Below are 23,340 nucleotides of genomic sequence, written 5' to 3' on the forward strand. Positions count from 1 at the left end.
CTTTACAATCAAGGCAAAAAGATTGGACGGGAGTGAAAACATGGCAAATACAGAAATGAAAATCGTCTGCTTTGGTGACAGTCTGACCTATGGTTATGGCGTATTGGAACACATTGCTTATCCTTATTACCTTTCCAAAGAACTGCCAAAAGCATATCCCCAATATACTTGGGAAATACGCAACAGCGGCATCAATGGGCATACCACCCGTGAAGCTCTGGCACGGCTCAAAGGCAGTGTTTTGCAGCATAAACCACAAATTGTCTTTATCTGGTTTGGCTCCAATGACAGCGCACTCAACGAAGGACAATATCGAACACCTTATGAATTCGAAAATAACCTGCGGCAGATTATCACGCAGATTTTATCTTTATCTACCGGAAGCGAATTCCATAACGGCGTTCCACTCATCGTCCTGATGACACCGCCTTCCATGGTGGATACAGATTTTTACCCCTTCACCACCAACGACCGTTTGGAATATTACGGTGAAATGGTGAAAAAACTGGCTGCGGAATACAATTTGCCTGTGATGGATCTCTTTTCCGTCTATCAAAGCATAAAAAATAAAGCAGACTATGAAGCCTGCTTCCAATATGACGGTGAACATCTGAGCAACCGTGGATATGAAGTTTTATATGATGAATTGATGAAAACCATCCATGAAATCATGGAAAAATACGCATAAAAAAATAAGAACGCTGGAATCAAAATTCCAGCGTTCTTTATTTTCTGTTTAGTTGCCGCATTCAATACTGATGGAAGTAAATACATCCAGAATATCGTCGATATTTGTATTTTTCTTTTCTTCATCGGCTTTGTCCATAACAATGCCGCCTTTGTCCATCATAATCAGACGGCTGCCATATTCTACCGCATAGCGCAGGTTATGGGTAACCATCATGGCTGTCAGTTTCTTTTCTTCCACAACCTTATGGGTCAATTCCATAATGATTTCCGCTGTTTTCGGGTCCAGCGCTGCTGTATGTTCATCCAGAATCAGAAATTCAATGGGTGTCAATGTGGACATAATCAGGGATGCTGCCTGACGCTGACCACCGGACAATGCACCAAGTTTTACATGCATTTTATCTTCCAGACCCAGTCCCAGAATGGAAAGCTGTTCTCTGTAATAATTTTCCCTTGCTTTATTGATGCCAAAGCCCAGACCAAAATGTTTGCCTTTATGATCTGCCAAAGACATATTTTCCAGCATAGTCAGATTAGGGCATGTACCCATGGAAGGATTCTGATACACACGACCGATGGTACGATATCTCTGGAAGTCCTTCATTTTGGAAATATCCTTGCCGCCAATGAGAACCTGTCCCCCTTCGATGGGGATGGTGCCGCAGATAATGTTCAGCATAGAAGTTTTGCCGCTACCGTTACTGCCAACGATAGAAACAAATTCCCCGTCTTTTACAGTCAGATTAAAATCGTCAAACAGGCACATTTCTGTAACTGTGCCCGGATTATATACTTTTTTGATATGTTTCAGTTCAAGCACGATCTTCGCCGCCTTTCTGTTTGTTGCCCAGCACCAGAACTACCAGGAACAATACTGCTGTTGCCAGTTTCAGCAGGTTTGCGGGCAGCCCCAAACTGATGGCAACCTGAATACAAGCCTTATAGAACACACTGCCGATGAGCACTGCTGTTGTTGCCTTAAAGAAGCTGAGTTTGCGGAACAGTGTTGTACCGATGATAACTGCTGCCAGACCGAATACCACCTGACCAGTACCCATGGTGCTGGAGAATGCACGCTGTTCCTGACAAACAACTGCACCGGAAAGGGCAACCAATGCGTTGGCAATGACCAGACCAAGGAGTTTTACATTGCCTTTATCTTTTGCCAATGTTGTAACCAGTGTTGCGTTATCCCCAACGGCACGAAGCAAAAGACCACTTTTTGTTTTCAAATACCAATCCAGAATCAGTTTCACTACCACTGCCAGAACCAGAGCCACCACAAATTTCCGATAAATCAGGGAGCTATTGCCCATGATTGCCATAATGGGACCGGAAGTGAAAATAGTATCAATACTCCGTTCAATTGCCAGGTTAGAACCTGCAATCTGAAGGTTGATGGAGAACAATGCTGTCATGGTGATGATACCTGCCAGCAGATCTCTTACGCCCAGTTTTACATGGATAAAGCCTGTCACAAACCCTGCCACAGCACCAATGAAAAGAGCTGCCAGCAGTGTTACAAAAGGATTCACACCTTTGACCAGCATAATGGCTGTTACCGCTGCCCCCAGAGGAAAGCTGCCGTCTACAGTCAGGTCGGGAAAATCCAAAATTTTATAGGTGATATATACGCCGTAGGACAACAGGGCATAGATAAAGCCCTGTGTCAACGTGCTGATACATAATTCCATCATTGCATTCATAACAGAAAACCCTCTCTCTTGCTATTTCTTATTCAGCGGTTACGTCAATAGCTTCCGCTGCGATATCTTCGGGTAATGTCAGACCCATAGCTGTCAGTACATCAGGATTGTAGTAGATTTCAGAATCAGTAATGGTTTCGTAAGGCATTTCTTCTGCTGTTGCTTCGCCTTTCAGAATTTTCGCTGCCATTTCGCCTGTTCTCTTGCCCAGCGCTACATATTCAATACCTGCGGATGCGATACAGCCAATTTTTACCTGTTCGATTTCACTGCCATATACAGGGATGCCTGCATCATTTGTTTTTTCCAGAATGGAGGGCAGAACGCCTACCACGTTGTTATCTGTCAGGTTTGTCATGCAGTCAACGCCTTTAGAAATCATAGTATCTGCTGCCTGCAGAACTTCGGACTGCTGCATAACGCCAATGGCTTCGATGGTAAAACCATATTCAGGAGCTTTTGCCTGATATTCTTCCACTGCGGAAACAGAGTTGGGTTCGCTTGTGGTGTAAAGAATACCGATTGTTTTTGCATCGGGCTGCAGGGCACGGATCAGTTTCAGCTGTTCTTCGATGGGAAGTTTATCGCTGGTGCCTGTGATATTGCCGCTGTCCAGTTTTGCTTTCACAGGGTCTGTAATTGCTGTGAAAATAACGGGAATGTTTTTATCTTCTGCCGCTGCATAGCAAGCTGTTGCGGAGTTTGTTGCGATACCGCACATCAGCGCTACGTTGTTTGCAGAGAAGTTCTGAGCGATCTGCTGTGCGATGGTATCATCGAAACCTGCGTTCTGATAATCAATCACATAGTCTACACCTTCTACCAAACCGCTTTCTTCCAGACCAAGCAGGAAGCCTTCACGGCAGTTATCCAAAGAAGCATGCTGCCCATACTGAGAAATACCGATTACAGGTACATCGCCGTTTGCGCTGTCACCGCTGCCACTGCCGCCGCAGCCTGTGAGCGCTGCCATTGTCATTACTGCTGCCATTGCCAAAGCCATCATTTTTTTCATAAGTAATCTCTCCTTTAATCAAATCAAAATATTGGGTTATCTTTTTATCTTTGTACCTTGTCAATGGCTGCGCCATCGTCTTCCTGTCTGATTCATATCAATCCCTCCCGGCAATAAAAAAAGTCCTGTCGCCATATTTCTATGGGACAAGACTGGTTATCCTGCGGTACCACCCAAATTGATGAGATTCCATCCACTTTGCCTGCACATTCATGCAGTCCGCCAGGGTAACGGGCGCGGTTCCCGTCGGTTACTACTCGCTTGCGCTTTCGTCCGCCCTCATAAGTCCATTCATTTTACGCTGACTGTCGTTTTCCCACCATCCACGACTCTCTGAAAGTGCAGTCTGTAAAACTACTCCTCTTAATCACAGGTTTTCCTTTTTTCGATAGTGTTATTATAACACTCCAACCCTATTTGTCAATACCTTTTCCAGATTAAAATTTCAGCTCCTCCGCATCCACATAAGCCGTTGTTCCATCTTTTCGCACAATGCGGTAATCCTTGAAATCCGGCAAATCTGCCAGCAAATAAGGTGAAGACGCTAAATTTTCAATAATGGCTACAGGCTGACCTGTGGCTACTTCCACTGCTTCATCCAAAATAAAACGGTTCCATTCATCTGACCAGAAAAAGCGTTCTACCACGACGCGGCTGTCTTTTTCTTGGAACGTATCATCTGCCGGCACTTCCCCTTCTCCTTTGTCATCAGATTCCAGATAACTCTGGTAACGGGTGATGGTAAGGGACGGTTCCTCTCCGCCCGTCCATTTGCTTTCTGTTTCTTCCGTCACACGCCGCCACAGACTTGGCTCCTGCAACTCCCCTTTGTTCCACAGGTTATTCCAGCTGGATTCGATTTTCTGGGGTGTATTCAGCACATCCTGATACTCTTTCCCATCGAAAACATAGCCTCGAAGAATATCCGACTGTTCAAAAGACCCCAAGGACTGGTTCACCTGTTCCCGTACAATGACAATCTCTTTTTTCAGTTCCGGCACAGGGACAAAGCGGATATTCTGCACACCGTAAAAATCCCCCAAATCGCCTGTATACTCATAAACATTTCCATCCGCAGTATATGCGGCCACAACAGTGTTTTTTGGACCAAAACTTACGGTAACGATGGCATCCTGTGGATTTCCCGTCACATCACTACCCAGATACACCGTTACATCTCCCAGATCCCGCAAGTCATACTGTCTGCTGCGCCCTGTGGATTCCAGCACGCTTCTGGCAATTTCTTCTTTATTTTCCAATGTATTGGGATTATCTATCTGTTTCTGGGTCAAATCCCCTTCTGTCTGTCCAAAAATACCTACGGTATATCCGCCCAAAAGTACCGCGGCAGAAACTGCCAACACCAGTTTTTTTCGTTTCATATCCATCCCTCCCCCTTCACCTTATGCCAGAAGGAGGTAAAAAAAGACCATTCTATTTCCATGAAAAAAGGGATACACCTCTTTCAGGTCTATCCCTTTTCTTTTTATCCAATTTTCAGTTGGCTGACCAAGTGTCCATTTTTCATAACCTGACGGAAGATCACATATCCCACACAGGATACTGCCAGAAATTCACCCAGCGCAATGGTGCCTGCTGTCAAGAACAGCGGTGCGTTTTGCAGCAGATAGTATTCCACGCCCAGAAAAGCGTTGCAGAATACAGGCCAAAGGCTTGCAATAAACAAGTTTTTGCTGAAATGGGTGATACCATAGAGCGCTGCTGCGGTACAACAAGTACCGAAGACTGCATCCACCATGCCCAGCGGGCTGAAGCAGTTTGCAATGAAACAGCCCAAAATCAAGCCAGGTGCATACCGTTTGTCCACAAAAGCCAACAGCACCAGTATTTCGGAAAAACGAATCTGAATCATACCGTAGCTTAAGGGCGCAACCCCTACTGTCAACACCGCATACACTGCCGCTACCAGCGCCGTATATGCCAACATTCTTGTTTTACTTCCATTTTTTTGCATAAAAAAACCCCCTGTTTTTTATTTTTGAGATGGTGGGACTTTCGTCCTTCGCAAGGAACATCTCATCACACTATGTTTTTCTCTGCCAAAGCAGCTTATATATTATACACGAAATCCCGCAGGATTGCAATAAAAACGCAGCACCTGTGTATTCCACAAGTGCTGCTTTCTATAAGTTCTCAAATGCTCTTTTGTAGAATCAATAATAATGAAATAATTCCGAATTAAGATAATGCTGCTGCCAATTCGTTTACAGCTGCTTCTTCGTCACTGCCTTCTGCCAGGATATTTGCGCGCTGACCTTCTGCCATTTCCAGAGCAATGATGCCCATAATGCTTTTTGCACTTACTTTTTTGTTGTCAATGGCAATTTTGATATCGCTCTGAAATTTACCTGCTGTCTGTACGAAGAAAGCTACTTGTCTTGCATCCAGTGCTGATTTGATGATAACTGTCTTTTCTGTCATTTTCCTTCACCTTTACCCTCTCTCAAAGTTTCTGCGATGGCGCTGATCTTACGCAGCCGGTGATTTACGCCGGATTTTCCTAACGGCTCCGACAAACAACTTCCCAGTTCTTTCAGACTTTTCTCTGGATATTGCAAACGCGCCTCTGCCAGTTCTGCCAGCTGCGGCGGTAATTTTTGCAGCCCCATGGTACTCTGAATGAACATAATGTCCTCCAGCTGCTTTACTGCGGCTCCTACAACTTTATTCAAGTTGGCTGTTTCGCAGTTTACTTTACGATTGATATCATTGCGCATTTCCTTCACGATGCGGACATTTTCCAGTTCCATCAGTGCCAGATGCGCTTCCATCACATTCAAAAGGTCAACAATCTGTTCGCCTTCTTTCAGATATATCACTTCATGATCCTTACGCGTAACGGTCTTGGCTTCCAAACCGAATGAATTGACCATTTCCTGCAGATCAGCTGCAAGAAGCAGACTGTTTACAACAAATTCCAGATGATAATTCTTTTCAGGATTATTCACGGAACCTGATGCAAGAAACGCACCGCGCAGGTATGCCCGTCGGCAACAGACTGCTGCTGTCACAGGCGGATAAATCCGATCAAAAGTCACTGTCTGTTCTCTGTCCTTATGTAAAATGCCCGTTGCCATAAGCACACGTGCCGCATCGAAAGCATTGCGAATCAGGAGCAGATAAATCCGTCGTCTTTTACCGCCCGAACGTACAGATATATCAACTCTAATATTAAAAGTATTTTGTAATAATGTAAAGCACTTTTTCGCGACGAGAAAATTCTCTGTTTGTATTTTTAAACAAAAAGTTTTGCCAAAACTGGCAATCCCTCCACATATATTTACAATGGCAGACAATTCCGCAATTTGGCAATGGCGGGCATTCCCAAAATGTGCGGACAACTCCTCTTTTACCTTATAGGAAAATGACAAATTTGTAGTTTCCGTCATGGTTTTCTCTCCACATTCACTCTTCTTGATTTAACCTTTTCTCTTTGCGTCTTTTTCCACGTCGTTATGCTTCAGGAGCACCGTGTGTTCCTTCTGGCACAACGCTGTGAAAAGGGCATTTGCCAGTGTTACAGAACGATGTTTGCCGCCGGTACAGCCGATGCTGATAACCAGACTGTTCTTACCTTCTTTGATATAATGGGGGATCAGAAATTCCAGCATATCCACCAGCTTGTCCAGAAATTCGCGGCTTTCCGCAAAGCTCATGACATAGTCGCTGACAGGGCTGTCATTGCCAGACAACTCCTTCAATTCCGGGATGTAGTAAGGATTTGGCAGGAACCGCACATCAAATACCAGATCGCTGTCCGCAGGAATACCATATTTGAAGCCAAAAGAACAAACGGTAATCACAAGGCTTTCAAATTTCTCATTATCCTGGAAAATACGGTTGATCTGTTCTTTCAGTTCTCTCGTCAAAACATTGCTGGTATCGATGATATAAGTTGCCTTCGCCTTCACTTCCCGCAGCATTTCCCGTTCTTTGGAAATACCTTCTTCAATAGAACCTCTTCTGGACAAAGGATGACTTCTTCTGGTTTCCTTATACCGCTTGATGAGTACGCTGTCCGATGCATCCAAAAACAGAATTTCATAATCATAACCATTTTCCTGCATCTCAAACAGCACAGAAAACAGGTCATAGAACAACTTGCCGCCGCGGATATCAATCCCAATGGCAACCCTCTCAAAACCGCCGTCCTGTTCATAACAAAGCTCCGCAAACTTCGGCAAAAGTGCAGGAGGCATGTTATCTACGCAAAAATAGTTGATATCTTCCAAAAATTTCAGTGCGGAGGTTTTCCCTGCCCCCGACATACCTGTTACAATTACAAACCGCATACAAGATACACCTCTCTTTCGTATCTCTTACCGTTCCCCAACAATCTTCACTTCTGTTTCCAGTGTTACGCCAAACTGTTCCTGCACTGTTTTCTGGCAGAAAGCAATCAAATCCAGAATATCTTTTGTGGTGGCACCACCGATATTGACAATAAAACCGGCATGTTTTTCAGAAACCTGCGCACCGCCGATGGTTTTGCCTTTCAATCCTGCATCACTGATGAGTTTTCCTGCAAAATATCCTTCGGGGCGTTTGAAGGTACTGCCTGCGCTGGGATACTGCAAGGGCTGTTTTTCCCGACGCTGCTGTGCCAGTTCTGCCATCCGCTCCCGGATTTCCTGTTCATTTCCTTTTTTCAGCTGCAATTTACCGCCCAGCACGATGTATCCTTTTTCTGGTACAATGCTGTGACGATAAGACAAATCCAGTTCTTCCACAGGGATTGTTTTTACTTCCAAATCTTCTGTCAGCACATCTGCGGAAAGAAGCACGTCCTTCATTTCTCCGCCGTAAGCGCCTGCGTTCATAACGACAGCACCGCCGAAAGTACCGGGAATGCCGGAAGCAAATGCCAATCCTTCCAGAGAAGCGTCTGCCGCCTGTGCCGCCGCCGCTGACAGCAATGCACCGCAGTCCAATGTCATTTCTGTACCATCTACGGAAATATGCTGCATCCGCTGATAAAGCTGGATGACTGCACCGCGGATGCCGCCGTCACCTATCAGCAGATTGCTGCCATTACCAATGACCATATAAGGCACATTGTGTTCCCGTAGCAGCGCAATGCTTTCTTTTAGTTCTGTACGATTCTGGGGCATCAAAAACAAATCTGCCGGACCGCCAGTTCTGAAGGTCGTATGTTTCGCCATGGATTCCTCTGTGCGAAAACCTTCTTCTCCCAATAAATCCAACAGCTTTTTCTTCAATTCTTCCATCATGGTTTATTCCTCCGATTTTTGCATACTTGCCAAAATCCGCTGTTCCAGTTCCTTGGCAGTGTTGGTTCCCATCTTCTTCTGACGGTTGGTGATGGCTGCCGATTCACAAATGACAGCGACATTTCTGCCGGGACGAATGGGAATGGTGTTACAAAGCACTTTATTCCCCAAAATGTCAATGTATTCCTCGTCCAGACCAATGCGGTCATAAGTCCCCGGTGTACCGTCCCACATTTCCAAACGGATCACAAGGTCAATGGTCTTTTTCAGTTTTACTGCACCGACACCAAAGAGTTCTTTTACGTTGATGATGCCGATACCTCTCAGTTCAATGAGATAACGAATCAATTCTGGACAGGTACCTACCAGTGTCCGATCAGCAATCTTTTTGATTTCCACCGCATCATCGGCAATCAAACGGTGACCACGTTTAATAAGCTCCAGGGCTGTTTCACTTTTGCCGATACCGCTGTCGCCAGTAATCAGAACCCCTTCCCCGTAAATATCCAGCAGCACACCATGGATGGTTTCCCGCTCTGCCAACTCATTATGGAGCCACGCAATCAGTTCTGCCACAAAATTGGTTGTGGTGTCTTTGCTGCGGAAAATGGGAATTCCGTATTTTCTGCCATAGTACAGCATTTCCGGAAAGACTTCCAGATTCTTGCAGATAATCAGGCAGGGAATGTGATATTCAAACAGATGGCAAATGGCCTGTCTGCGCTGTTCCGGGTCAAGGGTCAGCAGATAACTGTGTTCTACCCGACCGATGATCTGCACCCGGTCATTATCAAACCGTTCATAAAATCCTGTCAGCTGCAGAGCAGGACGATTGACTTCTTTACGATTGATGACTCTGCCATCCAAATTGATTTCCGGCAGGATATTTTCCAAATTAAAATGTTCCAAAAATTTCTTGATTGATGCCGAATACATATCCGCACTCCTTTCACTCTGACTGAACCGCCGATTTTTCTTTCTCTATGTCGATTCCACGGAAGAAAGCGTAAACCGCTTCCGCCGCAGGGATAGTCATTTCTTCCACTTCCAGCAAATCTGCCACTTCCGCCTCTGCGATTTTTTCCACAGAGCCAAAGTGACGCATCAAAGCTTTTCTTCTTACCTGACCAATGCCTTTGATTTCATCCAATGCAGAATGCAAAGACTGCTGCTGGTGCAGTTTGCGATGATAGGCGATGGCAAAGCGATGGACTTCATCCTGAATTCTTGTCACCAAACGAAATCCTTCTGATGTGAGGGGCATGGAAATTTCTTTTTCCTGAAAAAACAGCCCTCTGGTACGGTGTTTGTCATCCTTTACCATACCACAAACAGGGATTTCCATACCAAATTCTGCTAAAATTTCCTCTGCTGCATGGACTTGTGTTCTGCCGCCGTCCATGAGGATCAAATCCGGTAAACGGGTGAAACTGCTGCTTTTGCCCTCTGACTTTTCTCTGATGGCATGGTTCAGACGACGAGTAATGACCTCCTGCATGGATGCAAAGTCATTAGGACCTACCACCGTTTTAATCTTAAACTTGCGATAATCGCTGTATTTTGCTTTGCCATCCTCAAAAACAACCATAGAGCCAACGGAAGCAAATCCCTGTGTATTAGAAATATCATATGCTTCCACACGATGGAGCATCTGGGGCAGACCAAGCGCCTGGCGGATTTCTTCCATTGCACCTTTGGTGCGCTGTTCTTCCCGTTTCATTTTCTCACCAAACTGTTCAAAGACGATATTGGCATTTTTGTAAGCCAGTTCCACCAGCTTCTGTTTTTCCCCTTTGATAGGCACGGTAATGGTAACTTTACTGCCTCTGCGTTCTGCCAGATAAGCTTCCAAAAGGGGGGCTTCTTCTGGCGTCAAAGGCTCCTGTAATATGATTTCTTTGGGAATATGAGCGGTACCGCTGTAAAACTGCTCCACAAAAGCCGTCATAACTTCACTGCGGCTCTGTTCTTCCGGTGCGGACAAATTGAAGTTTTCTCTGCCAGTCATTTGACCATCCCGAATGAAAAACACCTGTACCAGACACTGCGAAAATGCCCGTACAAAGGCAATGACATCTGCTTCCTGCAAGGACATATTCGCCATTTTCTGTTTCTGCGCCACACTTTGGATAGCCATAATCTTATCCCGGAGGGCTGCGGCTTTTTCAAACTCCATTTTTTCTGCCGCTTCCATCATTTTCGCTTCCATACGCTTGCGGATATCATCATGTCTGCCTTCCAGAAAATCCATGGCATCTTTTACATAAGCGCCATATTCCTCTTTGGTCACATTTCCACTGCATGGTGCCAAACATTGACCAATATGGTAATTCAGACAAGGACGCTCCTTCCCAATATCTCTGGGAAAGACCTTTTTGCATTTGCGAATGGGAAAGAGTTTATGGAGGGTTTCCACAGTTTCTTTCATTGCCAGTACATCCGTAAAGGGTCCATAGTATTTCGCTTTATCCTTTTCCCGTCTGCGTGTGGCAAAAATCCTCGGAAAATCCTCCTGTACCGTCACTTTGATATAAGGATAGGTCTTATCATCCTTCAGCATAATATTATAATGGGGGCTATGCTTTTTGATGAGGGTACACTCCAGAATCAAAGCCTCCATTTCTGAATCGGTGACAATATATTCGAATTCTTTGATATGAGGCACCATGGTACGGGTCTTTGCCGTATGATTCCGGCTGCTTTGGAAATACTGCCGCACGCGGTTCCGCAGATTGATGGCTTTTCCCACATAGATAATCTCTCCGGCTTCGTTTTTCATCAGGTATACACCAGGTTTCTGTGGAAGTTTTTTCAATTCCTCTGCAATATCGAACATATTCTCACCTCTTTTTTCGTAAATTTTTTCTTGATATTTTTCTTTCTTTCGTTTTTTCTGACAAAAACAATTACTTTTATTATAGCACAAAACCCATATACAAAAAAGCCCTTTTGCCTTACGGCAAAAGAGCCATTGTTTACATCAAATGCAATTTTTTGCTCAGACGAATCAGTCTGCCGCCCATAGGAATGGACTGCAAATCTTCTTCCTGAATACCGCCAATAATCAGCATAATCAAGCCATAAACCACGATTGCCAATACAATGGCAACCAATGTGCAAAGGGTATTGCTAGGTACAAAGTGATACAGACCGAAGTATACACCCAATGCGGCAATACCCATGACAATAGAGCCAAGGATAGGTTTTAACAAAATACGTTTGAAGTCAAAACGTACTTTCGTAATCCGTGACAGCATATAAACATCAAAGGTAGATGCCACCAGATAACAGCCTGTAGTGGACAGTACGGCGCCGATGATATTCAACGCAGGAATGGGGATTAAAATTGCGTTGAGGATTACTTTCATCACTGCGCCCAACAGTGCACCTACTACAGGTATTCGGATGTGTCCAATACCCTGCAAAATCCCGGTTGCTGTCTGGCACAAAGCCAGGAAAATAATAGAAATCGCACCAACTGTCAGCAAAACGCCGCCATCGGAAGCCTTCGGGAACAGCATGGCAATGATCTGAGGTCCCAACACACCGATACCCACTGCCGCAGGCACAGAAATGATCATGGAAATACGCATAGTCAGATTCATTTTCCGGTTCACCTGTTTCCGCTCACCCAAACGATTAGATGCCGCAATGCTGGGCAGTACCGCAGTTGCAATGGATGAGGAAATGGCAACAGGCAGTGTTGTCAGTGTTACATATTTCCCGGAAAGCTGACCATATAAAACGGTGGCTTCTGTTTCGGAGTAACCGGAAGCTGTCAAAATCCGCATAACCATACCAATGTCGATGAGGTTGGTCATACTGAATACAGCGGTACCAACGATGATAGGCCAAGCTGTACCCATCAGCCGTTTTACCAGTTCTGTTCTGGTTTCTTCATAAGGCTGACGACAGATTTTCGCTCGGCGCAGCAGATAAGGACGAATCATCATATAGCTGATGAACACGATGACCAGACCTGCCAATGCGCCAATACCGGTACCCATGGTACCGCCGGCTGCACCCAATGCGATATTTTCCGTTTCACCTTCTGGAATAAACATACCTAAGAAGATATATGCCAGATATACGCTGAAAAAGGCGTTAAAAATCTGTTCCACAATCTGAGAAATGGCTGTGGGCACCATGGTATTCATACCTTGGAAATAACCACGGTAAACAGACATGATGGCAACGATAATCAGCGTCGGACAGAGGGACAAAATACAGTAATAACTGTCTGGTGTTTTTACCAATGCCGCTGTCTGTCTAGCTGTCAGCGCCATCAAAATGGCAAAGATCGTGCCAAGAGAAGCAGAAACAATCAAAGAGGTCTGGAATACCCGATGGGCATTGCGGTACTGCCGCAGTGCCAAACGCTCGGAAACCAGTTTGGAAATGGCTGCAGGCAGACCCGCAGAGGACAAAATCAGCAAAAAGGTATAGATATAATACCCCATACCATAGATGCCGTTTCCTTCGTCCCCCAGCATATTGGTCAGGGGCAGACGATAGACAAAGCCCAGGAAACGCACCAGCATCCCTGCCGATGCCAGAATCGCCGCCTGTTTTACAAATGAACTTTTTCCTTTCGTTCTTGCCGCCATATTGCACCTCTTATCCCATTACAACAAGTTTATTTCCCGTGAATTCTGAATTTTCTGCGCTGGTTGCAGTCCAGGATTCTTTTCCGCATACGCAGGCTCACAGGTGTTACTTCCAGCAATTCATCATCGCTGATGAATTCCATGCACTGTTCCAAAGACATCTGGATAGGCGGTGTCAGACGCAGCGCCTCATCGGAACCAGAGGAACGTGTATTTGTCAGCTGTTTTTTCTTACATACGTTGATATCCATGTCATCTGCTCTTGCGTTTCTGCCGACGATCATACCTTCGTAAACTTTTACGCCGGCGCCGATGAACAGATCGCCTCTTTCCTGGGCGTTATACAGACCATAAGTGATAGCTTCGCCACTTTCAAAAGCAACCAGAGAACCCTGAGAACGAGTAGGAATTTCACCTTTATAAGGTTCATAACCATCAAATACGGAATTCAGGATACCATTACCTTTTGTATCTGTCATAAATTCACTGCGGTAGCCAATAAGACCACGAGCAGGAATGGAAAATTCCAGACGAGTGTATCCACCTTTTGCAGGATACATGTTTGTCATTTCGCCTTTTCTGCCGCCCAGTTTTTCGATGACATTACCTACAAATTCTTCAGGTACGTCAATGGTAACGGCTTCCATAGGTTCACATTTTTTACCGTCGATTTCCTGGAACAAAACTTCAGGTTTGGAAACCTGGAATTCATAGCCTTCTCTGCGCAGTGTTTCAATCAGAATAGACAGATGCAGTTCCCCACGACCAGATACTTTCAGCGCATCCATGGAATCTGTATCTTCTACACGCAGGCTGACGTCTGTATTCAGTTCTTTATACAGTCTGTCACGCAGATGACGGGATGTGACGAATTTTCCTTCTGTCCCCGCAAATGGACTGTCATTTACGGAGAATGTCATGGAAATGGTGGGTTCGGAAATTTTTACGAAAGGCAGCGCTTCCGGTTTCAAAGGAGAGCAGATGGTGTCGCCGATCATAATATCTTCGATACCGCTGAGTGCAACAATGCTGCCCACACTTGCTTCTTTCACTTCCACACGCTGCAGACCGTCAAATTCATACAGCTTTGTGATACGAACCTTTTTCTGTGTTTCTGTATTATGCATGTTCAATACCACCACTTCATCATTGACATGGATGGTACCGTTTTCGATTTTACCAACACCGATTCTGCCTACATATTCACTGTAGTCGATGGTGGAGATCAAAGCCTGCAGAGGCGCTTCTACATCGCCTTCGGGAGCAGGAATATGGTTGATGATTGCTTCAAACAGGGGTTTCATATCCCCTTCTCTTGCTTCGGGATCTTCAGAAGCATAACCGCCTCTTGCAGATGCGAAAACAAAAGGAGAATCCAGCTGGTCGTCATTTGCATCCAGTTCCATAAACAGTTCCAGAACTTCGTCCACAACATCTGCGGGACGCGCTTCCGGTCTGTCCACTTTATTTACACAAACCACAACGGGGTGATTCAGTTCCAATGCTTTGCGCAGTACAAATTTTGTCTGGGGCATAGGACCTTCAAAAGCGTCTACCACCAGTACAACACCGTCTACCATTTTCAGTACACGTTCTACTTCGCCGCCGAAGTCCGCGTGGCCCGGTGTATCGATGATATTGATTTTTGTATCGCCGTAATGAACGGCAGTATTCTTAGACAAAATGGTAATGCCGCGTTCTCTTTCGATATCGCCGCTGTCCATAACACGTTCCTGTACCACCTGATTGGAACGGAAAATACCGCTCTGGCGCAGCATCTGGTCTACCAGTGTGGTTTTGCCATGGTCTACGTGAGCAATAATCGCAACATTTCTGATGTTTTCAATTCTCTGTTTCATAAGTTAATTTCTCCATCTCCATTCACTTTTCATACGTACATCATAGTATTCTATCACAGCAGTTGTTTTGATGCAATCAATGTACGGAAAAAAATGTCTATTTTCCGCGATTTTTCGCACAAAAAAGCCCTGCGGCATACCGCGGGGCTCTTGTGACTAACCGATGTTATATTATATTTCTCAATGCAAAACTGCATCAACGGACTATAAATAAGATTGATTAAGCCTTTACTACGTTTGCAGCCTGAGGGCCTTTTGCGCCCTGTACTACTTCGAATTCTACTTCCTGACCTTCTTCCAGAGTTTTGTAACCATCAGCCTGGATTGCGGAGAAATGTACGAATACATCATCTTCGCCGGGAACGGAAATAAAACCGAAACCTTTTTCTGCGTTAAACCATTTTACTGTACCTTTTTTCATTGATGAAATCCTCCTACTTGGAAAAAAAATAAAAATTTGTTACATCCCGATACTACCATATATTTCTAAGAGTGTCAATCTATATTTCCCCTTCAGAGTTTTCATTTATATTACATTGTACGACAAGAAAAGCCAGTATTTTAGGGCATTTGATAATTTTCGTCTTCCAGCAGGTTGCCTGCGGCGATAGCGCCTCTTGCCAGCTCGTCACAGCGCTCATTTCCGGGGTTATCTGCATGACCTTTCACCCATTGGAATGTGACCTGATGGCGCTCCAGCTGCACCAGCAAACGTTCCCACAAATCCACATTGGAAGCTCTTTCCTTCTTATTGCGGTACCAGCCATTGGCTTTCCATTTTGTCACCCAGCCCTTTTGGATAGCATCCACCACATACTTGGAATCGCTGTAAAGAGTTACCTGACAGGGTTCTTTCAAGGCTTCTAATCCTTTGATGACCGCCAATACCTCCATGCGGTTATTGGTCGTCAGGCGATACCCTTCCGATAGCTCTCTCTTGGTACCACCATAAATAAGTACCACGCCATATCCTCCTGCGCCTGGATTCCCAGAGCAAGCACCATCTGTATAAATCACGACTTTCTTCTGATCTTTGCTTTCTGCCTTTCTTTCGTGACTTTCCTTTTTCACTGAATTTCCCTTTTCTGCTGGAGCAGTCTGTTCTTTCTTATTTTCCTTCAGACTTTCCTCCTTCAAAAATGCTTCTGCAATGACCAGATCTTCTTTGGTAGTGATTTTAATATTGCGATAGCTGCCCATAACTACCTTTACCTGATGCCCCGCAAATTCTGCCACAGAAGCATCGTCTGTTCCCAAAAAACCATCTTTTTCCGCTTTCTCATAAGCATCGACGATAAGTGACCGCTGAAAGGTTTGGGGAGTCTGAATCTGCCACAATGTGCTTCTGTCCGGCGTTTCCACAGCCATACCATCAGCAGAGCAAACTTTAATGGTATCTTTTGCAGGCACACCAATGACAGCGCCGCCATATGCCTGTGCCGCTGCAATACTATCTGCAATCATTTCTTCTGTGACAAAAGGACGCACACCGTCATGAATCAGCACAATATCCGTATCTTCTCCCACAGCTGCCAATCCATTTGCCACAGAATTCTGCCGCTCCTTGCCGCCTTCCAATACAGCGGCAACTTTCTTCCAGCCGTAGTTATCCCAAAGATGCTGCACATCTTCCTTACCGTCTGCACTTGCCATCAGCAGGATGTTATCTACCAGCGGACTTTTTTCAAAAACATCCACTGTCCATGCCAGAATTTCTTTTCCGCAAACGGGCAAAAACTGCTTGCTGACTGCTGTCTGCATTCGTTTTCCTTTTCCTGCTGCCATAATAATGGCTGTGCAGCGAAGTTTTTCCCCCATGGTCATTCTCCTTCCAAAAAACAGGAGGCGCAAATCTTCTTACGCCTCCCTTCTCTTTTTTAAGCCGCTGTTACCATTTTTGTAAAGATCATTCTGCCTGCGGCAGTCTGCAATACACTGGTCACCATAACATTCTTGGTTTCCCCAATGAATTTATTGCCGCCATCTACAACGATCATAGTACCGTCATTCAAATACGCAACACCCTGTCCAGGTTCTTTGCCTGCTTTGATGATAGTCACCTGCATTTCTTCCCCTGGAAGCACCACAGGCTTGATGGCATTTGCCAATTCGTTGATGTTCAGGACACGAACCCCCTGAAATTCCGCTACTTTATTCAAGTTAAAATCATTGGTTACTACAAAAGCATCCAAACTTTCTGCCATTTTCAGCAGCATGGAATCCACTTCCATAGGCTGAGATGTGGTAAATTCCTGAATTTCTACAGGAACCATCAGCTGTTTTTGAATTTCATTCAAAATATCCAGACCCCTGCGTCCTCTGTTTCGTTTCAGACCATCAGCAGAGTCAGCGATGTGGCGCAGCTCTTCCAGCACAAAATCAGGAATGATGATTTTTCCTTCAATAAAACCAGTCTGGAGCAAGTCCATGATTCTGCCATCAATGATCACACTGGTGTCCAGAATCTTTGGTCTGCCGTAGATTTCACTTTCCTGCTTCATGGGATTCTGCTGCATCAAAATACGCTGCAGATTTGTCACGTTGACCTCATCTTTTTTCTTTCTTGCCACGCGGAACCCCAGCACACCAAGCAGGATATTCAGCAGAACCACAATGAATGTGCCCATAGGACCAAAGCCGCTGAATGCCAAACCAATCAGATTGGCAATAACCAAACCGATCAGGCAGCCAAAAACAGAAAAGACCAGTTCCTTTACATTCATTCTGGAAAGTTTTTCCTCTGTCTGGGATAAACGCTTCATCAGCAGATCTGTCACTGACGACGAGATAATAAAATAAAATATGAGTCCGAATAAAATTGCCACTCCTGCCGGCAAATACGCCACAAAACGGTTCGGGCTGCTGAAATGGAAAACATTCAGCTGCAGCACCAAGTGTACAATGGCAAACATTGCCGCCGTAACCAACAAGCTGATAATGATTTTTAACAGTCGTTTCATCTCTCTCACCTCCTATTGCACCAAATTCGGCAGCCTATGATAAAAATACAGAGGGCACGTTCCTGATCCGTTCAAAGAAAATTCCCTCTGTCGCACGTTTTGCCTATGGCATCATTTGAAATTTTCATCATCGCTTTACCGTAATCAAAGTTTATCAACTTTTTTATGGTTTGACAAGGTATCCCTTGGTATTTTTATGAAATTATTATATGAATCATCTTTCCTCGCTCGACAAAAAATACATCGCTGTACGAAAAATCCCAGATTTTCCGCTGTTTTCCATCAATCTAGTTTTTTATACTAGATTATCCGTTATTGTCTATTGCACTTCCTGTTTTCTTCTGCTATAGTAATAACAGCTAGTATTGATATCCATACAAGGAAAGGACGGACTTCATGCATTCATTTCAAATTTTTAGTGACGGTGCCTGCGATTTGACTCTCGAGGCACAAAACGCTTATCAAATTTCCACTGTCCCCTTCTATGTCTCTTTTGACGGAAAAACATATTTAAAGGAATTAAAAGAACTGACTTTGGACCATTTTTATCACCATTTGATAGAGGAAAAAGGATTTCCGAAAACTTCTCTGCCTTCTGTCCACGACTTTGCGGAGGCTTTTACACCTGCACTTGAAGCGGGAAAAGACATCCTCAGCCTGCATATTACCCATACCCTCAGCGGTTCCATGCAGTCTGCACTGACGGCAAAGCTCATGTTGGAGGAAGAATTTCCTAATGCCAAAATACATATTGTAGACAGTCACAATGCCACCGGCTCTCAGGCATTGCTTCTAATGGAAGCAGCACGAATGCAGCAGGAGGGAAAATCCCTAGAAGAAGTCGTTTCCTATTTGGAACAAGCAAAAAAAGATACCCGTATCATATTTATGATTGGTGGTCTTACCCATTTGCAGCATGGCGGCAGAATCGGCAAAATTGCCGCATTATCCAGTAATATTTTGAAAATCAAGCCTATCATCGTATTGCGGGATGGAGAAATCCACGTGGGCGGTGCTACCCGCAGCCGTAAAAAAGGCATTGCAGAACTGGTAAAACTGACAGCTGAGCATTTCCAGAAATCCGGTGAAAATCCAGCTGATTACATTGCCATGGTTGGTACCACAGATGAAACGGAAGAAATTGCTCCTACAGAAGCATTGCTCAAAGCAGAACTGCCGCAATTGGAGCTGGTATTCCCCCTTCAGATTGGCGCTACCATCGCCTCTCACACAGGTCCTGGCACCACAGGTATTTGTATTGCAAAACGATATGAATGCTATTCTTTATAAATTGCACAACAAAATCCCCCTTTTGATTCTATGAAAAAGGGGGATTTTTTGTATGTTTCTAGGAAAGAATCGATGATTTTTTTTACACAATTCCCAGCATCTTTAATTTTTCTTAATTGTTTTTTCGATCACAGTATAAATACACCAAAAACACAAAGTGTTTTGCTAGGAAATACGGTAATTTTGTATAGAGTTGCAAAGTTTACGAAAAAATACATCAGAATAATTTTCCTTATTTTTCGTAAAATTTCTTAAGTTTTTACCTATTTTCAAAACCTGTTTACCATTGTAATATAATATTAGTACAGAATTTGAATTGCTTACATATGAGGTGAATTTTATGGAAAAAGAAAAATTTGTTGTAAAAGTGAAAAAGAACTATGGCGAAACATCCGTTGTTTCTGCAAGACTTCCCATGGAAATCGTGAAAAAACTGGATCATGCAGCAAACAACACTGGACGCACCAGAAACGAACTGATTCTTTTATGTATCGAATATGCCTTAACGAAATTAGAGGTAGAGGAATAATATATTTCTCTGCCTCTTTTTGTTTTCGTAAATCTCATTAGGAAATATTTTAGTAAATTATTTTCTATTTTTTCTATTATATATGCACTAAAAGTCAATTTTTTCCAATTTTGCCCGGATAGAAATGCTTCTGAAGGTTTGCATCTTATCAAAACGGATCAAATATGCCCCTCGTTCCATATCCACCTCTAGTATCGTCCCTTTTCCGAAAATAGGATGTTGTATCCGATCTCCTGAAATGAAACTTGCACCTTTTTCCTGTTCCTCCAAGTATTTCTCTTTTCCATCTATATAACGACGTGCCTCAGCATACCTATCTTTCGCCAGAGGTTCCGTATGGGTCAGATATTTTTCGTCAATATCCAACAAAAAACGGGAAGGATACCGCATAGAACCATCAAAGTTCCGTCCCTCTGCTTCTGACAGGAACAGTCCCTTTTTTGCTCTGGTAACTGCTACAAAAGCCAGACGCCGTTCTTCTTCCATTGCCTGTTTTGTGTTTGTTTTTCTGGAAGGGAAAATCCCTTCATTCATGCCACACAAAAAGACATAGGGAAACTCCAGACCTTTTGCAGAATGCACCGTCATCATACGTACCTGATCTTTTCCGCTTTCTACATCGTTGTTAGTAAACAATGCCACATGGGTCAAATAATGCTCCAATGTGGCTTCCTCTCCGCAAGTGGTTTCATATTCATAAACAGACTGCTTTAATTCTGCCAGGTTGTCCAAACGCTCCTGACTGCCTTCTGTACGCAGCATTTTTTCATATCCACTTAAGTCCAGAATCTCCGATAAAACTTCTGAAACAGGTCTTTCCGCCGCATTGGATGCCAGGTTTTCAATCAAAGAAACAAAGCTCGCTGCCTTCGTCCCTTTCATCATTTCATGATCCAGATTCTTCTGCAAAGCATCGTATAAACTGCATTGGTTCTGCTCCGCATATTCCCGCAAAAACGCCATACGCCGTTCCCCTAAATTCCGTTTGGGGACATTGGCAACCCTTGCAAAGGACAAATCATCCTTATAAGCCAGCATACGCAGATAGGAAAGGGCATCTTTGATTTCCATCCGCCCAAAAAACTGGATGCCGCTGTAAATGGTATAGGGAATTTTTTCCTTGAGAAAGACCTCCTCAACGGTTCTCGTCAGATAATGGGCACGATATAAAATGGTAATATCTCTGTAAGGAACGCCATCCTCATGCAATTCCTCTATTTTCTTCGCCATCCACACCGCTTCTTCTTCCGCTGTTTTTCCATGATGACAAAAGACAGGCTTTCCGCCGGGAAGGGTCGGCAGTAAATCTTTCTGCATACGGTTTTTATTTTTAGCTATGAGCGAATTTGCCACAGAAAGGATTTCCGGCGTAGAACGGTAATTTTCCATCATCATAATGGTTTTTACACTGGGAAAATGCTTGTCAAAATCCAATAAAAACTTCACATCGGCGCCGCGCCATGTATAAATGGTCTGATCTGGATCTCCTACAATAAATAAGTTTTTATGATACCCACAAAGCACTTCCATCAAACGATATTGCAGTTTGTCAATATCCTGGAACTCATCAATCATAATGTATTCCAGCCGTTTCTGCCATTTTTCTCGTATTTCCTCATTCTGTTCAAAGATATAAAGCGTAAAAATAATCAGATCATCATAATCCAGTCCAAAACATTTTTTCTGCTGATAAAGATAGCCATAAAAAATAATATCATTGGTTTCTACAGCTGTTCTATATTTTTCCTGCAACTCTTCCAAAGACATCTGAATCAAATCCAGATAATACAACGGTTCCTTTGTCAACTTTCGCATCTCAATCATATCTCTGGCTTTACTGAACGTCATATTGCGCAGGGTCAAACCGCGTTCTTCATAAATGATTTTCAGCATAGCATCAATATCTGCATGGTCCAGCACCAGAAAACTCTTGGGATATTGCACCGCATAACTGTCCTCCTGCAATACAGAAACACAGAAGCCATGGAACGTATTGATATATCCTGTATCATTGTCCCCTGTCAGCAGATGGATTCTCTGACGCATTTCATTGGCGGATTTATTGGTAAAGGTCACACAGAGGATATTCCCCGGCAAAATTCCAATATCATTGACCAGATAGGCAAAACGCCGAGATAAGGCACGGGTTTTCCCGGAACCAGCTCCGGCTATGACACGTACCATTCCCTCCGTTGTGGTAACTGCCTCATATTGTGCTACATTGAGCCCCTGTAAAACGTCCTCCATATTGGTCTCCCCTTTCCAATGATTTCTTCTAGTATACAGTCTGCCTATAAATTCTTCAATGTTTTGACCATAAAAAAAGAACTGTAAGATTCTCTTCTTACAGCCCTGTATTTTCTTTTTTAGTTCTTCCAATATCTTTAACAGAAAAAATCGCAATAATCACCGCAATCACAATCACAGACCGCAATGTAGCAGAAACACTTTCCATAAAATAGTCTACCAAAATCATAGATACCATTGTCGACAACACATCTAAAATGAAAAATATCCCTCTGGCAAAACCAGTAGAAATCTTGTTAAATGCCAAAAGTGCCTTGGGTACTCCTTTGGCGAGCAATTCCAAAGGCAGCCCAACCAATCCAGACAAGATAAAAAAGAGCATCAGTTTCCAAACGGATTCGTAATAAAATCCGAAAAAGTGCATGATCACGCCGCCAAAACAGGCTAACACAAATACAATCAGCAAAACAATTCCAAAAAGGAAACCATATCCAAGCATAGACCCCAAAAGGGATTTCATTTTCTTCATAAACGCATCTTCTTTCTTTTTAACAAATTGAGTCGATGCGCACAATTCTATCACAAATGGATTTTTCCGTCAAATAAAATATAAAAAAAGGACTTCAAATCACTTTGAAGTCCTTTACTGGATTCCGGCGACCATCTACTCTCCCAGGCAGCTTCCCACCAAGTACCATCGACCGCTCAGGTCTTAACCGTCGTGTTCGGAATGGGAACGGGTGTGTCCCCTGAGCGCATCATCACCGGAAATATTTTATTGAAGATCTACACCTTCAAAACCGAATACAATCCGTTAACGAGTCACCTGATGCTTACAAATCTTCGACCTAACACCGTAGGTGTCAGAGATGATTTGTATCAGGTGAGGTTAGTGGTCTTTTCCGTAGGAAAAGAAACAACCTCATTTCATAAAATCTTTTTATTAGGTCAAGCCCTCGATCTATTAGTATTGGTCAGCTGAACACGTTACCGTGCTTACACCTCCAACCTATCTACCTCATTATCTTTAAGGGATCTTACTTCCGAAGAATGGGAAATCTTATCTTGAGGGCGGCTTCACGCTTAGATGCCTTCAGCGTTTATCCGTTCCATACATAGCTACCCGGCTGTGCAGTTGGTCTGCAACCGGTACACCAGAGGTACGTCCATCCCGGTCCTCTCGTA

21 protein-coding genes, 2 rRNA genes, 1 pseudogene and 1 other annotated feature are annotated in these 23,340 nt (G+C 44.0%); of the genes and pseudogenes, 3 read left to right on the plus strand and 21 right to left on the minus strand.

Translation table 11 applies throughout. The annotated features are described in order from the left end of the window. Nucleotides 1-40: 40 nt before the first annotated feature. Complete coding sequence (locus BUB35_RS02345; protein ID WP_072848701.1) at nt 41-688, plus strand: SGNH/GDSL hydrolase family protein; 648 nt, start codon at nt 41-43, stop codon at nt 686-688. Nucleotides 689-736: 48 nt separating this feature from the next. Here BUB35_RS02345 and BUB35_RS02350 read toward each other — a convergent pair whose 3' ends face one another. The 17 genes and pseudogenes from BUB35_RS02350 to BUB35_RS02425 all read right to left on the minus strand — a co-directional run bounded on the left by BUB35_RS02350 (nt 737) and on the right by BUB35_RS02425 (nt 18,089). Continuing rightward, the gene (locus BUB35_RS02350; RefSeq protein WP_072848703.1) at nt 737-1,510 is read right to left on the minus strand and encodes an ABC transporter ATP-binding protein; all 774 of its coding nucleotides are present in this window, start codon (nt 1,508-1,510) and stop codon (nt 737-739) included. After that, the gene (locus BUB35_RS02355) at nt 1,503-2,384 is read right to left on the minus strand and encodes an ABC transporter permease (RefSeq protein ID WP_072848772.1); all 882 of its coding nucleotides are present in this window, start codon (nt 2,382-2,384) and stop codon (nt 1,503-1,505) included. Before BUB35_RS02355 ends, BUB35_RS02350 begins: the two co-directional genes overlap by 8 nt. A gap of 40 nt (nt 2,385-2,424) precedes the next feature. Beyond that, complete coding sequence (locus BUB35_RS02360; protein WP_072848705.1) at nt 2,425-3,411, minus strand: ABC transporter substrate-binding protein; 987 nt, start codon at nt 3,409-3,411, stop codon at nt 2,425-2,427. A gap of 139 nt (nt 3,412-3,550) precedes the next feature. Continuing rightward, nucleotides 3,551-3,791, minus strand: a binding site (T-box leader). Nucleotides 3,792-3,848: 57 nt separating this feature from the next. After that, nucleotides 3,849-4,793, minus strand: coding sequence for a hypothetical protein (locus BUB35_RS02365; RefSeq protein ID WP_072848707.1), 945 nt, complete (start codon nt 4,791-4,793; stop codon nt 3,849-3,851). A gap of 104 nt (nt 4,794-4,897) precedes the next feature. Further along, nucleotides 4,898-5,386 (minus strand): QueT transporter family protein, encoded by a 489-nt coding sequence (locus BUB35_RS02370; protein WP_084730522.1) that lies wholly within the window; start codon nt 5,384-5,386, stop codon nt 4,898-4,900. 224 nt (nt 5,387-5,610) lie between these two features. After that, nucleotides 5,611-5,853: an HPr family phosphocarrier protein gene (locus BUB35_RS02375; protein ID WP_072848709.1), complete on the minus strand. Its 243-nt coding sequence runs from the start codon at nt 5,851-5,853 to the stop codon at nt 5,611-5,613. Then, nucleotides 5,850-6,803 (minus strand): DNA-binding protein WhiA, encoded by a 954-nt coding sequence (whiA, locus tag BUB35_RS02380; protein WP_072848776.1) that lies wholly within the window; start codon nt 6,801-6,803, stop codon nt 5,850-5,852. Before whiA ends, BUB35_RS02375 begins: the two co-directional genes overlap by 4 nt. 48 nt (nt 6,804-6,851) lie before the next feature. Beyond that, entirely contained in the window at nt 6,852-7,724 is an 873-nt protein-coding gene (rapZ, locus tag BUB35_RS02385) for an RNase adapter RapZ (RefSeq protein ID WP_072848712.1), read from the minus strand. A 27-nt stretch (nt 7,725-7,751) separates the two neighbouring features. Further along, nucleotides 7,752-8,663, minus strand: a complete 912-nt coding sequence (gene murB / locus BUB35_RS18655; protein WP_087989062.1) for a UDP-N-acetylmuramate dehydrogenase — start codon at nt 8,661-8,663, stop codon at nt 7,752-7,754. A gap of 3 nt (nt 8,664-8,666) precedes the next feature. Beyond that, the gene (gene hprK / locus BUB35_RS18660) at nt 8,667-9,599 is read right to left on the minus strand and encodes an HPr(Ser) kinase/phosphatase (RefSeq protein WP_087989063.1); all 933 of its coding nucleotides are present in this window, start codon (nt 9,597-9,599) and stop codon (nt 8,667-8,669) included. 13 nt (nt 9,600-9,612) lie between these two features. Continuing rightward, entirely contained in the window at nt 9,613-11,499 is a 1,887-nt protein-coding gene (gene uvrC, locus BUB35_RS02395; protein WP_072848714.1) for an excinuclease ABC subunit UvrC, read from the minus strand. 139 nt (nt 11,500-11,638) lie between these two features. Beyond that, the gene (locus BUB35_RS02400; RefSeq protein ID WP_072848734.1) at nt 11,639-13,270 is read right to left on the minus strand and encodes a putative polysaccharide biosynthesis protein; all 1,632 of its coding nucleotides are present in this window, start codon (nt 13,268-13,270) and stop codon (nt 11,639-11,641) included. Between the two features lie 29 nt (nt 13,271-13,299). Continuing rightward, a complete protein-coding gene (gene typA / locus BUB35_RS02405) occupies nt 13,300-15,129 on the minus strand; it encodes a translational GTPase TypA (protein WP_072848736.1) in 1,830 nt (609 codons plus the stop codon). A 220-nt stretch (nt 15,130-15,349) separates the two neighbouring features. After that, on the minus strand, nt 15,350-15,550 hold the full coding sequence (locus BUB35_RS02410) for a cold-shock protein (protein WP_022253973.1): 201 nt from the start codon (nt 15,548-15,550) through the stop codon (nt 15,350-15,352). 140 nt (nt 15,551-15,690) lie between these two features. Further along, a complete protein-coding gene (rnhA, locus tag BUB35_RS20325) occupies nt 15,691-16,200 on the minus strand; it encodes a ribonuclease HI (protein ID WP_072848778.1) in 510 nt (169 codons plus the stop codon). Nucleotides 16,201-16,272: 72 nt separating this feature from the next. Beyond that, nucleotides 16,273-16,953 (minus strand): annotated as a pseudogene (ispD, locus tag BUB35_RS20330) (2-C-methyl-D-erythritol 4-phosphate cytidylyltransferase); the annotation flags it as partial. A gap of 53 nt (nt 16,954-17,006) precedes the next feature. Continuing rightward, entirely contained in the window at nt 17,007-18,089 is a 1,083-nt protein-coding gene (locus BUB35_RS02425) for a PIN/TRAM domain-containing protein (protein WP_072848738.1), read from the minus strand. Between the two features lie 396 nt (nt 18,090-18,485). Between BUB35_RS02425 and BUB35_RS02430 the strand changes: the two genes are divergently transcribed. Together BUB35_RS02430 and BUB35_RS02435 are read left to right on the plus strand one after the other, a co-directional pair. Continuing rightward, nucleotides 18,486-19,379, plus strand: coding sequence for a DegV family protein (locus BUB35_RS02430; protein WP_072848740.1), 894 nt, complete (start codon nt 18,486-18,488; stop codon nt 19,377-19,379). A 340-nt stretch (nt 19,380-19,719) separates the two neighbouring features. Beyond that, the gene (locus BUB35_RS02435; RefSeq protein ID WP_022253968.1) at nt 19,720-19,908 is read left to right on the plus strand and encodes a ribbon-helix-helix domain-containing protein; all 189 of its coding nucleotides are present in this window, start codon (nt 19,720-19,722) and stop codon (nt 19,906-19,908) included. Nucleotides 19,909-19,995: 87 nt separating this feature from the next. Here the strand turns inward: BUB35_RS02435 and BUB35_RS02440 are convergent, their stop codons facing one another. The 4 genes from BUB35_RS02440 to BUB35_RS02455 form a co-directional block, all read right to left on the minus strand. Continuing rightward, nucleotides 19,996-22,155 (minus strand): ATP-dependent helicase, encoded by a 2,160-nt coding sequence (locus BUB35_RS02440; protein ID WP_072848742.1) that lies wholly within the window; start codon nt 22,153-22,155, stop codon nt 19,996-19,998. A 97-nt stretch (nt 22,156-22,252) separates the two neighbouring features. Then, a complete protein-coding gene (locus tag BUB35_RS02445; RefSeq protein WP_084730523.1) occupies nt 22,253-22,684 on the minus strand; it encodes a YrvL family regulatory protein in 432 nt (143 codons plus the stop codon). A 122-nt stretch (nt 22,685-22,806) separates the two neighbouring features. Further along, nucleotides 22,807-22,924 (minus strand): 5S ribosomal RNA (gene rrf / locus BUB35_RS02450). A gap of 175 nt (nt 22,925-23,099) precedes the next feature. Continuing rightward, a 23S ribosomal RNA gene (locus tag BUB35_RS02455) occupies nt 23,100-23,340 on the minus strand; the annotation flags it as partial.

The sequence above is a fragment of the Anaerotignum lactatifermentans DSM 14214 genome (assembly GCF_900142265.1).
In the GTDB taxonomy this organism is placed as follows: Bacteria; Bacillota; Clostridia; order Lachnospirales; family Anaerotignaceae; genus Anaerotignum; species Anaerotignum lactatifermentans.